Raw genomic sequence first — 15,824 nt, forward strand, 5'->3', positions numbered from 1 at the left:
TCGTTCTTCAGGTGCCTAGCTGTTTCATTTTTCACACACGAACAAAAGGGAGCATTTATTTGGCTAGGCGTTTCACGACAGCCGCTATCTTATGCGCCGCCTGCTTCACATGTTCCTCTTCATTACCAAGACCGAAGCTTATTCTGACTGAGGATGTCAGCTCTTTTGCTTCTTCACCATACATGGCGCTTAATACGTGCGAAGGAAGGACAGATCCAGCCGTACATGCTGACCCGCTTGAAACAGCAATCCCTTCCATATCTAAGTTCACAAGTAACGATTCAATAGAAACGCCCGGGAAGTGGACATTTAAAATGTGCGGCAATGTCTCTTTCGGATGTCCATTGATAGAGAAATTGAGTGATTCCTCTTCGAATACTTGCAGCATCGCTTCTTTGAGCTTACCATAATGCACTGCTTTTTCTCTTCTATTTTGCTTTGTTAATTGAACTGCTTCTGCAAGTCCAATGATTCCCGCCACATTTTCAGTACCAGCACGGCGTTTTCTCTCTTGTTCTCCTCCGAATAGCTGTGGAGAAAGTTTTACACGCTCATCCACATATAAAAAGCCTGTTCCCATCGGGCCATTTAGTTTATGACCGGACGCAGATAAGAGGTCGATATGAAGTTCTGTGACATCAATTGATATTGTCCCAAATGCCTGTACTGCGTCTGTATGAAAATAAGCAGTGTGTTCGTGTAAAAGTTGACCAATTTCTTTAATTGGCTGAATCACACCCGTTTCATTATTGCCATACATGATGGTCACAAGAATTGTATCGTCTCTTAGTGCTTGTTTTAATTGATCAAGATGAATCAATCCAGTGTGATCCACATCTAAATACGTCACATCAAAACCAAGCTTCTCTAAGCGTTCGCATGTATGCAGCACTGCATGATGCTCAGTTTTTGTTGTGATGATATGTTTTCCTTCATGCTGCCTTGCCATTGCCACACCTGTAATGGCCAAGTTGTCTGCCTCTGTTCCCCCGCTTGTGAGGATGATCTCCTGCTGCTTACAGTGTAATTCTCCTGCAATGACTTCCCTTGCTTCATCGAGCCACTTTCTTGCCTCGCGCCCATATGAATGAATACTAGAGGGATTGCCAAATATCTCTGTAAAGTAAGGCATCATCTTGTCCACAATTCGCTGATCCATCGGCGTTGTGGCTGCATGATCTAAATAGATACGTTCCATTTCCGGTACACCTCTGATCTAAATATAGAACATATACGCCTCTTGATCCTCGTCATCTTTATAGCTTGCCAAGTCTTCAAGAGTTGTATTGTCTAGTACGTCTTTTACTGCATCACGAATACGAATCCAAAGTGCACGCTTTGCTGGTTCTTCGTTTTCGATCACTTCAACAGGACTAATAGGTCCTTCTAATACACGAATAATATCACCGGCTGTAATCTCGTTTGGCTCATGGGCAAGCACATAGCCGCCATACGCTCCGCGGATACTTTTCACAAGACGTGCATTGCGAAGTGGTGATACAAGCTGCTCTAAATAATGCTCAGACAAATCATTGTTTTGAGCGATTGATTTTAATGATGTAGGGCCTTCGCCATGCTTTTTGGCTAATTCGATCATGATCGTCAGACCATATCTGCCTTTAGTAGAAATTTTCAAGTTAAACACCTCTGCGTTTTCTATTTCTATGTCATCAATTATTTTTCTGATTTCATATACGCTTATATAGACCAAAAGCAATTATATCATACTTTTAGCCAACTTTCATTTGCGGGTTCTGAGCTCAAAACGAGGACGCATCCCTTTTCTATTTGAAGAAATTTCGGTACTCTATACAAACAAGACATTGCTTTAGGAGAGATAATCATGAAACCTTTAGCGTATCGGATGCGCCCAAGTCATATTGGAGACATTATTGGGCAGGAGCATCTCGTTGGGGAAGGTCAAATTATTAGACGAATGGTCGAGGCAAAACATTTGTCCTCGATGATTTTATACGGACCGCCGGGAATCGGCAAAACATCCATTGCAACTGCAATCGCTGGCAGTACAAGCATTGCCTTCCGTACATTGAATGCGGTGATTCATAACAAAAAAGATATGGAAGCTGTCGCCGCTGAAGCGAAAATGAGTGGTCAGGTCATCTTGATTTTAGACGAAGTCCACAGACTCGATAAAGGGAAGCAGGATTTCCTTCTGCCGTATTTAGAAAATGGCATGATCATTTTAATTGGCGCGACAACAGCTAATCCGTATCATGCGATTAACCCAGCCATCCGCAGCCGGACACAAATATTTGAGCTGAAGCCGCTGGAAACAGAGCAAATTAAAGCTGCATTATCTCGAGCTTTACAGGATGAACATCGCGGGCTTGGCGGTTATTCGGTCAAAGTTGATGAGGAGGCAATGAATCATTTTGCAAATGGATGCGGAGGAGATGTGCGTTCCGCTTTAAATGCACTTGAACTAGCCGTCTTATCGACAAAAGCGGATGAATCTGGACAGATCACGATCACTCTAGCTGCAGCAGAAGAATGTTTACAAAAAAAGAGCTTCTCGCATGATAAAAACGGTGATGCCCATTATGATGTCCTCTCGGCTTTTCAAAAATCCATTAGAGGATCTGACGCAGATGCTGCGCTTCATTACCTTGCAAGACTGATTGAAGCGGGAGATCTTGAAAGCATTTCGAGACGATTACTTGTGATGGCTTATGAAGATATTGGCCTAGCCAGTCCGCAGGCAGGGCCACGTGTGTTAAGCGCTGTTCAAACAGCTGAGAGAGTTGGTTTTCCAGAAGCACGAATTCCACTCGCTAATGCCGTGATTGAACTGTGTCTTTCTCCAAAGTCAAACTCCGCTTACCAAGCGATTGATGCGGCACTGCATGATATTCGCACGGGGAAAATTGGTGAAGTTCCCGTTCATTTAAAAGACGCCCACTATAAAGGAGCAGCAGCACTTGGAAGGGGCGCCGATTACTTATATCCGCACGATTATGAAAATGGCTGGGTGAAGCAGCAATATTTACCTGACCCGCTGAAAAACAAGCAATATTATGAACCAAAGCAAACTGGAAAATTTGAAGGTGCACTAAAGCAAGTGTATGAAAATTTAAGACGGCAAAAATAAAAACAGCCCCCTGCTCTAAGCAGGCGGGCTGTTTATTTATCTTTCACACGTGTAATCGGAATGTCTTTTAACAGTTTCATAATGACATGACCACCCATAATCAGTCCAGCCACAGATGGAACAAATGCATTGGATGATGGCGGCATTTGTGCCTTACGAATTTTCGCTTCATCATTTCCAACTTCTTTTCTCACATCTTCACGAATGACAATCGGACTTTCATCAGAGAAAATAACTTCAATTCCCTTACGAATGCCTTCCTTCCGCAGGCGTGTTCTGACGACTTTCGCAATTGGGTCTGTATGTGTTTTCGAGATGTCATCAATTTTAAAGCGTGTCGGATCTGTTTTATTTGCAGCACCCATACTCGAAATAATGTTCACATCGCGTTTCAGGCACTCTTTCATTAAATGAATTTTATAATGAATTGTATCTGATGCATCAATGACATAATCAAGTGGATACTCAAAGAATTGTTCATATGTTTCTTCTGTATAAAACATTTTGAGCGCAACAACTTCACATTCTGGGTTAATGTCAGCAATTCTTGCCTGCATTAAGTCAACTTTAGGCTGACCAACCGTTGATAGCAGAGCTGGCAGCTGCCTATTTACATTTGTAATATCAATATCATCTTTATCAACAAGAACAATACGGCCAACACCTGAACGAGCAAGGGCTTCTACTGCAAAAGAACCTACGCCGCCTACTCCAAGCACTGCAACTGTACTGTTTTTTAATATATTTAAGCCTTCCTTGCCAATGGCAAGCTCGTTTCTTGAAAACTGATGTAACAAGTGCCTCACTCCACCTTTATTTAAAATGAATCGAAAGAATCATATCATATTCAGCGTTCTCCGTCATCCTTCTCAAATAGAAAAAAACACAAAAAAGTCCCGATCACGCCGCCAGCTTTTCCTTCGTTTTGAACCCCGCACCATGCAGGTGGGTGCTTTCTTCCTCACTTTATAAGTCCTCAGAAGAGGCATTTATGCAGAAAGGAAAGGCAAGCTCCCGTAGAAAAAAATGTTCGGTCAAAACTAGGTAACCACCGTACGTATCAGGACTTTATTTATTGGTTGATGAAAGCATATCATAGGCATGTCCCTTTTTCAAGCGTTTACATGCCTATAAACATGCGCCTATTTTACTGTTTTACTTTTGTTTTAATAGCCAAGCTCAGTTCATCTAGCTGCGCTGCGCTTACAGTGCCAGGAGCATCTGTGAGAACACAACTTGCACTTGCCGTTTTCGGGAACGCAATGGTATCTCTTAGGTTAGATCGGCCGGCAAGCAGCATCACTAAGCGGTCAAGCCCAAGCGCAATTCCGCCGTGCGGAGGCACACCATGCTCAAATGCATCAAGAAGGAAGCCGAACTGATCGTACGCTTCTTCTTTAGAAAAGCCAAGTAAACCAAACATTTTCTCTTGAATGTCCTTTTCAAAAATACGAATAGAACCTCCGCCAAGCTCATAGCCGTTCAGCACAAGATCATACGCTTGAGCTTTCATATCTTCTGGACTTGTTTCAATTAATTCAAGATCATCACGAACTGGCATTGTGAAAGGATGATGAGCAGCATAGAAGCGGCCTTCTTCTTCATCTTTTTCAAGCAGCGGCCAATCGACTACCCATAAGAAATTGAAGACAGACTCATCGATGAGTTTAAGCTCTTTGCCAAGTTTTAAACGAAGTGCGCCAAGCGCATCATGGACAACAGACGTTTTGTCAGCGACAAAAAGTAAAAGGTCTCCCTCTTCAACTTGAAGCTGTTCTTTTAATTCTGCTTGTTTTGACTCATCAAAGAATTTAGCGATTGGTCCTTTTAACTCTGTCCCTTCAGCTTTTAGCCAAGCAAGACCTTTTGCACCATAGTTCGCTGCAAATGCACCAAGTGCATCGATGTCTTTTCTTGAGTAGTTTGCTGCAGCCCCTTTGACATTAATCGCTTTGACAGCTCCGCCATTGTTTACAGCACCGCTGAAGACTTTGAAATCTGAGTCTTTTACCGTGTCTGAAATGTTGACAAGCTTCATGTCAAATCGGGTATCTGGCTTGTCAGAACCATAGGAATTCATCGCTTCATCGTACGTCATACGAGGTAATGGCAATGTCAGGTCAACACCTTTGACATCTTTCATCACCTTTGCCATCATCTCTTCAGCAAGCGTCATGATGTCTTCTTGGCTCATAAAGGACATTTCAATATCGACTTGTGTAAATTCCGGCTGACGGTCAGCACGCAAGTCTTCATCTCTAAAGCAACGAGCGATTTGATAGTAGCGGTCCATCCCAGACACCATGAGCAATTGCTTAAATAATTGCGGAGACTGCGGCAGCGCATAGAATTCTCCTTCGTGTACACGGCTTGGCACAAGATAGTCACGCGCACCTTCTGGCGTACTTTTTGTTAAAATTGGTGTTTCAATGTCTAGGAAGCCGTTATCATCTAGGAAATGGCGGAAGGCTCTTGTCACTTCATGTCGCATTTTCATCGTTTCAAACATCGCAGGACGGCGAAGATCTAGGTAGCGATATTTTAAGCGCACATCTTCTGATACCTCATCTGCTTGATCAGAAATCACAAATGGAGGCGTCTTGGCTTCATTTAAAACAGTGACTGTGTCGACTTGAATTTCAATTTTACCTGTTTTTAAATTTGGGTTGATCGTGGCTTCTTCTCTTGCGACCACTGTCCCTTTAATATCAAGGACATATTCATTCCGAATCGATTCTGCTGTCTTAAGAGCCTCTTTTGATTGGTCTGGATGAAAGACAACTTGCACAATGCCTGTACGATCACGCAGGTCAATAAAGATTAATCCGCCAAGGTCACGACGTTTTTGTACCCATCCTTTTAATACAACGGTTTGACCGATTTGGTCTTCTGTTACTTCTCCACAATAAAAAGTTCTACCAAACACAAACATTCCACTCCTTCTTTACGCTTTCTGGTGGGCTTTCATCATTTGAATCAGCTCATCAAGCTTCACTTCAATTTGCTCACCCGTTGTCGTATCTTTTACGTTTACAATTTGCTGCGCCAGCTCATCTTCACCAAGAACTGCAATAAACTTGGCTTTCAAGCGGTCTGCCGCTTTAAATTGTGCTTTTAGCTTTTTCCCTGTATAGTCCATTTCACTTGAAATGCATTCTTTTCTTAGGCGATTCAATAAGCCAACAGCATAATCTTTTGCTTGATCTCCTAATGCCGCAATATATAAATCAATGCCGTCTTGAACAGGAAGCTCAATCTTCTCTGCATTAATCGCTGATAGGAAACGTTCAATACTCATCGCAAAGCCGATACCTGGTGATTCAGGACCGCCAATTCCTTCAACAAGTCCATCATAACGGCCGCCACCGGCTAATGTTGTGATCGCGCCAAAGCCTTCTGCATTACTCATAATCTCAAAGGCAGTGTGATTGTAATAATCAAGACCGCGCACTAAGTTCGGATCGACGACATATTCAATGCCTAGATCGGTTAAGTATTGTTTTACTTTTTCAAAATAAGTCCGTGATTCTTCATTTAAGTAATCTTGAATGGATGGTGCCGTTGCCATCAGTTCGTGATCGCGGTCCTTTTTACAATCAAGAATACGTAATGGATTTTGATGTAAACGAATTTGGCAGTCGTGACAGAATTCATCAATTCTTGGTTCAAAATGCTCGACAAGTGCTTGACGGTAATCTGCACGGCTTTCTTTGTCACCAAGGCTGTTAATGACGAGTTTTAAGTTGGAAAGACCTGCTTTCTCATACACACTCATCGCTAATGAAATGACCTCTGCATCAATGGCAGGATCTTTTGAACCGATCGCTTCAATTCCGAATTGATAAAATTGACGATATCTTCCCGTTTGCGGACGCTCATAGCGGAACATTGGTCCAATGTAGTACAGCTTTGTAGGCTGTGCAGGCTGTGCAAACAGTTTATTTTCAACATAAGAACGGACAGTTGAAGCTGTTCCTTCTGGGCGAAGTGTGATGCTACGTCCTTTTTTGTCTTCAAATGTGTACATCTCTTTTTGAACGATATCTGTTGACTCGCCTACTCCTCGTGCAAACAGTTCCGTATGCTCAAAAATCGGTGTGCGGATTTCTTTGTATTGAAAGGCTGCACATGTATCTCTCGCAATTTGTTCAACATACTGCCAGCGTTCTGATTCTCCCGGTAAAATATCCTGTGTGCCTCTTGGAATATTAAAACTCATTTTTCGTCCTCCTACGACCATCATTCATTTTTTATGTGGACATATAAAAAACCCCCGCCTCTACTATGTGTATAGTAGGGACGAGAGTTATACCCGTGGTGCCACCCTAGTTGGAACATTATCTAGCCATGTTCCCGCTCAAATCCTTAACGCAGATTCACGTTCTCCGCCTAATGACTCATTTTTTGAGTGTTCAGCAGGAAACCTACAGAGTGTTCTTTCGTGATAAATGCCATGCGGATTCGCTTTCAGCCTAAGGCGATTCCTCTCTGCTCACGCAATTTACCCTACTATTCTCTATCATCAGTTCCACATTTTAAATTTTCAAGTGTGTTGATTTATATTATAATAAGGTCGGTGCTGCCACTCTGTCAACCCTTGCCGTGTCTCTTTTTCTTTTCCAGCTCTTCTTTTGACGTGCATCCGTATTCAGATGCCGTTTCTTCAAGGAAGCCTGGTTGATCCATTTCGTCGTGCTGCCAGCGGTCGATATCACGATGTCCATTATATTGCACTCGTCCTAATTTTCTGCTTAATCTCATGTTTGTACATCCTTTTATCACATTTTTATCTAGTATAAACAGATTGATTCAATTTTATTAGGGAAACTGCAAGGAATTCATCCATTACATAACGAATTAACATTCATCGGTTTTACAAGGGAGGGGAAAACACCGTTTTGAATCTGAAAACACACCATCACATGATGTTGCTGCTCACCTGTTTTGTCCTCATTGCCAGCACTTGGCCAATGACACATGCGACGGCTCAAACAGATCAAGCTGTCGTTGCAACAGATGAAATCAATGTGCGAACCGGACCAGGTTTAAGCTACGGGATCGCAGCAGTTGTGAAACGAGGAGAAAGCTACCCGATTCTCACTGAACAAGGAGAATGGGTACAGATCGGGCTATCGAACGGACAAAAAGGCTGGGTCGTCTCATGGCTGATTACCAAGTCATCTGATGCACAAAAGCCTGCTAAGCAAAAGACGCAAGGTCAAAGTACGCAAGGAAGCAGTTCAATTACGTCAACAGCCTCTGACCTTCGCATTCGGACAGGCCCAGGGACTTCCTATCAAGTCATTGGCACTTTCCCGCAGGGCGCTTCCGCTAAAAAGCTGGACACAAGCGGCGAATGGACAAAAATATCGTACAAACAAGCGGAAGGCTGGGTCCACTCTGATTATATTTCTGGCGGACAAAACGCTTCTTCATCCAGTTCAGCTGAGCCCGCTCGTTCTAAACAGTCCGGCACAGTTGGCGTATCAAGCTTGAATGTTCGAAAATCGGCGGCACCAAACGCACAAGTGGCCGCTTCACTTTCCCGCAACACTCAAGTCACCATTTTACGGGAGCAAAATGGCTGGTATGAAATCGAAGCAAAAGGCGTTAAAGGCTGGGTTGCAAGTTATTATATTGTCTCAAACCAGGGAGCAAGTGCAGCACCTGAAAAGAATTCATCCTCTTCGTCATCTCATCAGAAAGCGTACATCGTTTATGATGGAACGAATATTAGAAAAAGCGCTTCTACCTCTGCTGGAATTGCAGAAAGAGCAACAAAAGGAGCTGCTTATCAAATTGTTCGTACGCAAGGTGACTGGTACGAGGTGACATTATCAAACGGCGGAACAGGCTACGTGGCGAGCTGGGTCGTTCAAACAAAGAAAAATAGCAGCGAAGCACCAAGACCTCAGCAGGATTCATCGTCTGGCACTGGATCTTTAAAAGGCAAAACAATTGTTCTTGATCCTGGGCATGGCGGAAAAGACAGCGGCACGATCGGCGCAGACGGTGCATTTGAAAAGAATATCACGATCAAAACCGCTCATTTGCTGGCGGGTAAGTTAAGAGCTTCTGGAGCAAATGTCTATTTAACAAGAAGTGATGATACATTCATCAGCCTTCAATCGAGGGTTGCCACTTCACATTACCGAAATGCAGATGCATTTATTAGTCTTCATTATGATAGCTTTATGGACCCAAGTATCAGAGGGAGCACCGCATATTATTATCAGGCATCCAAAGATCAACGTCTGGCGACAAGCGTTCATACGGAAGTCGCAAAACGATCACAGATCCCTGATAAAGGAGTCAAATTTGGAGATTATTTTGTTTTAAGAGAAAACAAGCGCCCTTCCCTTTTATATGAACTCGGCTATTTAAGCAATCCTCAAGAAGAAGCGATCATTTATAGCGCCTCTTACCAAGAACGAGTGACAGAAGGAATGACAGAAGGATTAAAACAATATTTCCGATAGAAAAAAGAGGCCGCTGCGCCTCTTTTTTGTTTGATCGCAAAAGAAAAAGACTCTAAACAAACTCTCAGCAAGAGTTTATCTACAGTCTAATGTCTTTCTATTCTTTGCTGTCCATCAACATGGTGACAGGCCCAGAATTGGTCAATGAGACGTCCATCATCGCCCCAAAACGTCCAGTTTCAACATGGATGCCTTTTTCTCTAAGCGTTTCATTGAAGCATTCGTAAAGTGAATTCGCCACATCTGGTTTGGCAGCTTTCATAAAGTTCGGCCGTCTGCCTTTTCTCGTATCACCATAAAGAGTAAATTGAGATACAGACAGCACGCTTCCTTTTACATCTAACAAAGAATGATTCATTTTCCCGTTTTCATCTTCAAAAATACGCAAGTGTGCGAGCTTTTCAGCTAAGTAATGCACATCTTCTTCTGTGTCTTCATGTGTAACCCCAACGAGCACCATATAGCCTTCATTGATGGCACCTGTGATCTCTTCTTCTACTTTCACAGATGCACTCGTCACACGCTGAACAACAAGCCTCATAGACGATATACTTCCTTTCTAATTCATAAATCGGCGAACTGAGTAAATGTCTTTGATTTGTTTGATGCGTTCTACCACTTTGTGCAAATGGTTAATATTTTGGATAAAGATCGCCATATGGATCGTCGCCACTTTGTTACGATCAGACTTACCAGAAACCGACGAGATGTTCGTTTTGGTTTCGTTGACTGCTTGAAGCACCTCATTAAGTAAGCCGCGTCTGTCATATCCTAATATTTCAATTTCCACATTGTATTCTTTACGGTTTCGAGCAGGCTGTTCATGCTCCCACTCAACCGGGATTAACCGTTCCTGCGCTTCTCCTGTCTTCACGTTCGGACAGTCATCACGGTGAACAGATACGCCACGGCCTTTTGTAATAAAGCCAACAATGCTATCACCAGGAACAGGATTACAACACTTAGATAAACGGACAAGCAAGTTATCAATGCCTTTCACTCGCACGCCAGCTTCTCGTTTTTTCCCGTGATATGGTTTTGACTCTACAGACACTTCTTGAACGGTTTTCTCTTGTTCTTCCTGATCTCTTTGTTTTCTTTCTTTTTCCGTTAAACGATTCGCCACTTGGAGTGCCGTAATTCCGTTATAACCGACAGCTGCATACATGTCCTCTTCATTTGAGAAATTAAACTTATCGGCCACTTTTTGCAGATTTTCAGCGGTCAAGATGTCTTTAACATCGAACTCAAGGTTTTTGATTTCTTTCTCCACAAGTTCTCGGCCTTTTTCGACATTTTCTTCACGGCGCTGTTTCTTGAAAAACTGTCTGATCTTGTGCTTCGCTTGGGAGGTTTGGGCAAGTTTGACCCAATCCTGGCTTGGTCCATAGCTATGCTTAGAAGTCAGAATTTCAATAATGTCACCTGTTTTTAGCTTATGATCAAGTGTGACCATTTTACCGTTGACTTTGGCTCCGATTGTTTTATTCCCAATTTCCGAATGAATCCGGTATGAGAAATCAATTGGTACGGAACCAGACGGCAGCTCAATGACGTCACCTTTTGGTGTAAATACAAACACCATATCAGAGAAGAGATCGATTTTTAACGATTCCATAAATTCTTCCGCATCTGTGGATTCATTTTGGAATTCAAGGATTTCTCTAAACCAAGACAGCTTCTTCTGGAAAACGGCTTCTTCCGTCGATTCTGCTGACTCTTTGCCTTCTTTATACGCCCAGTGTGCGGCAATTCCGTATTCAGCAATTTCGTGCATCTCCACTGTACGAATCTGAACTTCAAGCGGGTCCCCTTTTGGACCAATCACCGTTGTATGAAGAGACTGATACATATTCGGCTTTGGCATCGCAATATAATCCTTAAATCTGCCTGGCATCGGCTTCCAGCATGTATGAATAATACCAAGTACCGCATAGCAGTCTTTAATGCTGTCAACCAAAATACGTACAGCCAGCAAATCATATATTTCATTAAATTGCTTATTTTGCATGACCATTTTTCGATAAATACTATAAATATGTTTCGGTCTGCCGGAGAATTCAGCCTTAATGTTCACCTCAGACACGCGGTCTTTTACTTCATTGACAACCTCGTCCAAGTATTCCTCACGTTCCGCTCGTTTACGCTTCATGAGATTCACAATCCGGTAGTATTGCTGCGGATTTAAATAGCGGAGGGCTGTATCTTCAAGCTCCCACTTAATCTTTGAAATCCCTAATCTGTGCGCAAGCGGTGCAAAGATCTCAAGGGTTTCATTTGAAATTCTTCGCTGCTTTTCCTGCGGAAGATGTTTGAGTGTTCTCATATTGTGAAGACGGTCTGCCAGCTTAATTAAGATGACGCGAATATCCTGCGCCATTGCAACAAACATTTTACGATGGTTTTCAGCCTGTTGTTCTTCTTGTGATTTATATTTAATCTTTCCGAGCTTTGTCACACCATCAACAAGCATTGCTACTTCTTCGTTAAAATGCTCTTTTAAATCTTCTAATGTCACATCCGTGTCTTCGACAACATCATGCAAGAAGCCGCCAGCAATGGTCGAAGGGTCCATTTCAAGATCAACAAGAATTCCCGCCACTTGAATAGGATGGATAATATAGGGCTCACCGGATTTCCGGTATTGCTCCTTGTGAGCATTTTCAGCATATTCGTATGCACGCTCTATAAATTGAATATGTTCAGCGGACAGGTATTCTCTTGCCTTATCAATGACCTGCTGCGCCGTTAAAACTTGTTCGTTCGCCATGGAATCACCTTTTTAAATGAAAACTGTATTGTAGTTTATTATCAAGAAAAATTCGATAGATGTAAAGAGAAGAAGTCCGCTAAAAGATTTTTGATAGGAAAAAAGCACCCTTCTTACTGAGTGCTTTTTGCGTAAAACTCCATTAGTATTGCATTAACGTCAAGATGTCGTAACCGTCAAGCTTCTTTCTGCCATCAAGATACGTCAGCTCAATTAAAAATGCAATCCCTGCCACAACGCCGCCTAATTCCTCAACCAGCTTGATGGATGCTTCAATCGTTCCACCTGTCGCAAGCAAATCATCTGTGATCAGTACACGCTGACCAGGACGAATTGCATCTTTATGAATCGTTAATACATCTTTACCGTATTCCAAACCGTAATCGACTTTGATGACTTCACGAGGAAGCTTTCCTTCTTTACGAACTGGGGCAAAACCTACACCAAGTGCGTATGCTACAGGGCAGCCAATAATGAATCCACGCGCTTCAGGTCCAACAATGAGATCAATGTCTCTTTCCTTCGCGTATTCAACGATTTGATCCGTTGCATAACGGTACACTTCGCCTTTATCCATTAACGTTGTAATATCTTTAAATTGTACACCTTCCTTTGGGTAGTCAGGTACAACTGTCACATATTGTTTTAAATCCATCTTTTCCTTTTCCTCCTCGTACGTCAAAGCACAGGTGAGACTTCGCTCATCATGCTATTCAGCCATTCCTTCAGCTCTTTGGCTGAGGAATATGTTAGTGTTTGATCGAGTTCCATCAATCGTTGTTTTGCTGTATAAGACGATGATGCGGTTAAATCTTTTTTAGGGGCATCACGCACTATTGACAGCACACCATTCTCTATTTTAACAAAACCGAGTTCAAAAAACACCTTTGTCATAAAAATGATTGTATCTTTTGTCCAACCTCTATGTTTGGCAAGCTCCATGCCTTGTTCTTTAATAGGAAAACTTCCCCGTTTGAACAAGAACCCATAAAACCATTTGAATTGATCACGGCTCGGGAATGAGGACATAAAGTGATCTTCTTTCCGCTGAAACACTGTATAAATTCTTGCTGGTTGTTGATTTTCTAAAAGCAGCTTGAGCAAGTGTTCATCGGCAGGAACATCGGCAAAGATCACATACTTTTCCTGCACATCAAACGTGGATACATTTTCTGCATCAATAAGGTGAATCGGAATATCCACCAGCTCCGATTGCTTTTTTGTTTCTTCGTCAAAACAGAAGACCATCGTTTTTGCTGGATCAAGTGTTGATACTTTCTTTTCCCAATCTTTTTTCCCGCGTAAATCAAACAGCTGCCATTCATCGACTCTAGCGTCTTTTAGCATGAGCTGAGGTTTCTTTCGGTTATTCCATTCATTAATCGAGACCTCGCCAACGACAGAGATTTGACTCCCTGGAACAAGTTCTTCTTTTAGTTTGCCTTGGTGAAAACCGACACAGTCGAGCAGCTTGTCTTCGTCTTTTAGTGACATTTTAATGTGATTTTGATTGGCCCCGATCGTTCGGATGTCTTCAAGCTGGGCGTCTTCAATCATAATGAACGGCTTAGGATTCTGCATGCCAAACGGGGACAGCAGCCCCACTTCTTCAATGGCTTGCACCGTCATTTCGTCCACTTTACATACTGCATCGACCCGTTGAATTGGAATAAAATCTTCTTCAGTCAACGTTTCATTTGCATATTGATTCAATCTTTCCCTAAGTAAAGGAACATCATCCGCTTGAAGTGTCATTCCTGCTGCCATCGGGTGTCCACCGAAATGCGGCAGGATGTCACGGCACTTGCTCAAATGGAAAAATAAATCAAAGCCAGGAATACTTCGGGCTGACCCTTTCGCCATCTGCGTTTCTTCATCTATTCCAAGCACAATCGCCGGACGAGAAAATGTATCCGTCAATTTTGAGGCAACAATGCCGACAACGCCTGGATTCCAGCCAGCTTTTGCTACGACGATAGCAGACTGGTCAGCACCTGTCTCTTCGACCATTTGAATGGCTTCTTCCGTGATCGTACTCACAATTTTCTGCCGTTCTTTGTTCAATTCTTGTACAAAACGAGCGAGTTCTTCTGCTTCATCCATATCCTCAGTCATGAGAAGATGAACAGCCGGATCTGCCTGCTCAATTCGTCCAACAGCATTCAGCCTTGGCGCAATTTGAAAGCCGACTGTTTCCTCATTTGCTTCTTCAAGAGTGGCGCCTGCTTCTTTTAATAACGCTTTTAACCCAGGCCGTCTAGACTGTCGAAGCTGCATAAGACCTTTTTTGGCAACCCATCTATTTTCATCATGCAGCGGGACAAGATCCGCAATGGTACCGATTGCAGCAAGATCTAATAATTCTACTGGGAGTTTACCGAGGAGTGCATGTGCCACTTTAAACGCCACACCGACACCCGCCAGCTCTTTAAACGGATACTCACACCCAGGCTGCTTAGGATGTACAATCGCAAGTGCCTCAGGCAGTTCCTCGCTTGGTTCATGGTGATCTGTGATGATCAGGTCTAATCCTATTTCTTTTGCAATACGTGCTTCATTTACAGCAGCGATCCCTGTATCCACAGTGATGACAAGCGATGCTCCTTGCTCTTTGATATATCGGAAAGCCTGTTCGTTTGGCCCATATCCTTCTTTAAATCGATCTGGAATATAAAAGTCTACCTTCGCAGATCGTTCTTTAAGTGTATGTAAAAGTACAGAAGTACTTGTCACACCATCTGCATCATAATCTCCGAAGATCACAATCGATTCCTGCTCTTCGATCGCTTTGTTGATGCGCTCTACTGCTTCTTTCATTCCTTTTAATAAGAATGGATCATGAAATTCGGCTTTTTGATCAAATAAAAAAGACCTCGCTTCTTCTACTTCTTCGAGTCCTCTTTGTACAAGAAGTGATGCAGTCAGCGCTGAAATATTCAGATTTTCAGAGAGTGATTTCACTTTTTCTTCGCTAGGATGTTCATATTCCCAACGCATTTTGGATAATAACATAAATTCACCCCTCAACCACACTATTATACTAGAGTGGACTGAGGGGTTTCAATTTTTATTTTATGAAATTGTACTGGAAGATTATTTTTCCTTCCGGTCAAAAGACGCTGGCTGTTCTTTTAAAGGTGTGACATTCGTTTTCTTTTGAACGTCTTTGTCTACCTTTTTTGGAGAAGCAGTAGGGGCAGTCACAGTGGCTGCACGTTCAGCTTTTAATGCTTTTAATTCACGTTTCAGTTTCACAATTTGGAAAATCCCCGCAAAAGCCACAATGAGTCCGCCCATCAGAACAGAACCGATAATGACAAGGATCAGCGGCCATTCAGCCGTTCCAAATAAGTAGTCTACCTGTACAGGCCGCACGTTAATAACAGCAAATACTGAGACAATTAATACGAAAATAAATGCGAGTATGATGGTCCATTGTTGTTTATTCATCTACAAATCCCCCAAG

General features: G+C 42.7%; 13 protein-coding genes, 1 other RNA gene and 1 other annotated feature. Of the genes, 2 read left to right on the forward strand and 12 right to left on the reverse strand.

Features of this window, described 5'->3' with window-relative positions; translation table 11 throughout:
* Window positions 1-55: 55 nt before the first annotated feature.
* Both MHI20_RS06160 and cymR read right to left on the reverse strand, forming a co-directional pair.
* Complete coding sequence (locus MHI20_RS06160; RefSeq protein ID WP_340937201.1) at window positions 56-1,198, reverse strand: cysteine desulfurase family protein; 1,143 nt, start codon at window positions 1,196-1,198, stop codon at window positions 56-58.
* A gap of 18 nt (window positions 1,199-1,216) precedes the next feature.
* A complete protein-coding gene (gene cymR, locus MHI20_RS06165; RefSeq protein WP_008342713.1) occupies window positions 1,217-1,636 on the reverse strand; it encodes a cysteine metabolism transcriptional regulator CymR in 420 nt (139 codons plus the stop codon).
* Window positions 1,637-1,843: 207 nt separating this feature from the next.
* Between cymR and MHI20_RS06170 the strand changes: the two genes are divergently transcribed.
* Complete coding sequence (locus MHI20_RS06170) at window positions 1,844-3,109, forward strand: replication-associated recombination protein A (RefSeq protein WP_008342715.1); 1,266 nt, start codon at window positions 1,844-1,846, stop codon at window positions 3,107-3,109.
* A 32-nt stretch (window positions 3,110-3,141) separates the two neighbouring features.
* Here the strand turns inward: MHI20_RS06170 and MHI20_RS06175 are convergent, their stop codons facing one another.
* The 5 genes from MHI20_RS06175 to MHI20_RS06195 form a co-directional block, all read right to left on the reverse strand.
* Window positions 3,142-3,906: a tRNA threonylcarbamoyladenosine dehydratase gene (locus MHI20_RS06175; RefSeq protein WP_008342718.1), complete on the reverse strand. Its 765-nt coding sequence runs from the start codon at window positions 3,904-3,906 to the stop codon at window positions 3,142-3,144.
* Between the two features lie 92 nt (window positions 3,907-3,998).
* A non-coding RNA gene (ssrS, locus tag MHI20_RS06180) (6S RNA) lies at window positions 3,999-4,179 on the reverse strand.
* A 77-nt stretch (window positions 4,180-4,256) separates the two neighbouring features.
* Window positions 4,257-6,035, reverse strand: coding sequence for an aspartate--tRNA ligase (gene aspS, locus MHI20_RS06185; protein ID WP_340937206.1), 1,779 nt, complete (start codon window positions 6,033-6,035; stop codon window positions 4,257-4,259).
* Window positions 6,036-6,053: 18 nt separating this feature from the next.
* On the reverse strand, window positions 6,054-7,328 hold the full coding sequence (hisS, locus tag MHI20_RS06190) for a histidine--tRNA ligase (RefSeq protein WP_340937207.1): 1,275 nt from the start codon (window positions 7,326-7,328) through the stop codon (window positions 6,054-6,056).
* A gap of 73 nt (window positions 7,329-7,401) precedes the next feature.
* Window positions 7,402-7,641, reverse strand: a binding site (T-box leader).
* A 58-nt stretch (window positions 7,642-7,699) separates the two neighbouring features.
* The gene (locus tag MHI20_RS06195; protein ID WP_003216250.1) at window positions 7,700-7,870 is read right to left on the reverse strand and encodes a YrzK family protein; all 171 of its coding nucleotides are present in this window, start codon (window positions 7,868-7,870) and stop codon (window positions 7,700-7,702) included.
* Window positions 7,871-8,007: 137 nt separating this feature from the next.
* Here MHI20_RS06195 and MHI20_RS06200 point away from each other — a divergent pair, with 137 nt between their 5' ends.
* Complete coding sequence (locus MHI20_RS06200; protein WP_144684074.1) at window positions 8,008-9,588, forward strand: SH3 domain-containing protein; 1,581 nt, start codon at window positions 8,008-8,010, stop codon at window positions 9,586-9,588.
* 97 nt (window positions 9,589-9,685) lie between these two features.
* On the opposite strand, the gene dtd is transcribed toward MHI20_RS06200, so the two are convergent.
* The 5 genes from dtd to MHI20_RS06225 form a co-directional block, all read right to left on the reverse strand.
* The gene (gene dtd / locus MHI20_RS06205; RefSeq protein WP_008342725.1) at window positions 9,686-10,129 is read right to left on the reverse strand and encodes a D-aminoacyl-tRNA deacylase; all 444 of its coding nucleotides are present in this window, start codon (window positions 10,127-10,129) and stop codon (window positions 9,686-9,688) included.
* A gap of 18 nt (window positions 10,130-10,147) precedes the next feature.
* Window positions 10,148-12,358, reverse strand: a complete 2,211-nt coding sequence (locus tag MHI20_RS06210) for a RelA/SpoT family protein (protein WP_008342726.1) — start codon at window positions 12,356-12,358, stop codon at window positions 10,148-10,150.
* Window positions 12,359-12,500: 142 nt separating this feature from the next.
* A complete protein-coding gene (locus MHI20_RS06215) occupies window positions 12,501-13,013 on the reverse strand; it encodes an adenine phosphoribosyltransferase (protein WP_008342729.1) in 513 nt (170 codons plus the stop codon).
* A gap of 23 nt (window positions 13,014-13,036) precedes the next feature.
* Window positions 13,037-15,370, reverse strand: a complete 2,334-nt coding sequence (gene recJ, locus MHI20_RS06220; RefSeq protein WP_340937214.1) for a single-stranded-DNA-specific exonuclease RecJ — start codon at window positions 15,368-15,370, stop codon at window positions 13,037-13,039.
* A gap of 81 nt (window positions 15,371-15,451) precedes the next feature.
* Entirely contained in the window at window positions 15,452-15,808 is a 357-nt protein-coding gene (locus MHI20_RS06225) for a LapA family protein (RefSeq protein ID WP_025207709.1), read from the reverse strand.
* Window positions 15,809-15,824: the final 16 nt, after the last annotated feature.

This window comes from Bacillus sp. FSL K6-1106 (assembly GCF_038005245.1).
Lineage (GTDB): Bacteria > Bacillota > Bacilli > Bacillales > Bacillaceae > Bacillus > Bacillus altitudinis.

Bases quoted from the DNA above. Each gene is read 5' to 3' on its own strand.
- recJ (WP_340937214.1), bottom strand. From the start codon at position 15,370: ATGTTATTATCCAAAATGCGTTGGGAATATGAACATCCTAGCGAAGAA.
- MHI20_RS06160 (WP_340937201.1), bottom strand. From the start codon at position 1,198: ATGGAACGTATCTATTTAGATCATGCAGCCACAACGCCGATGGATCAG.
- MHI20_RS06170 (WP_008342715.1), top strand. From the start codon at position 1,844: ATGAAACCTTTAGCGTATCGGATGCGCCCAAGTCATATTGGAGACATT.
- MHI20_RS06215 (WP_008342729.1), bottom strand. From the start codon at position 13,013: ATGGATTTAAAACAATATGTGACAGTTGTACCTGACTACCCAAAGGAA.
- hisS (WP_340937207.1), bottom strand. From the start codon at position 7,328: ATGAGTTTTAATATTCCAAGAGGCACACAGGATATTTTACCGGGAGAA.
- MHI20_RS06225 (WP_025207709.1), bottom strand. From the start codon at position 15,808: ATGAATAAACAACAATGGACCATCATACTCGCATTTATTTTCGTATTA.
- MHI20_RS06195 (WP_003216250.1), bottom strand. From the start codon at position 7,870: ATGAGATTAAGCAGAAAATTAGGACGAGTGCAATATAATGGACATCGT.
- dtd (WP_008342725.1), bottom strand. From the start codon at position 10,129: ATGAGGCTTGTTGTTCAGCGTGTGACGAGTGCATCTGTGAAAGTAGAA.
- MHI20_RS06210 (WP_008342726.1), bottom strand. From the start codon at position 12,358: ATGGCGAACGAACAAGTTTTAACGGCGCAGCAGGTCATTGATAAGGCA.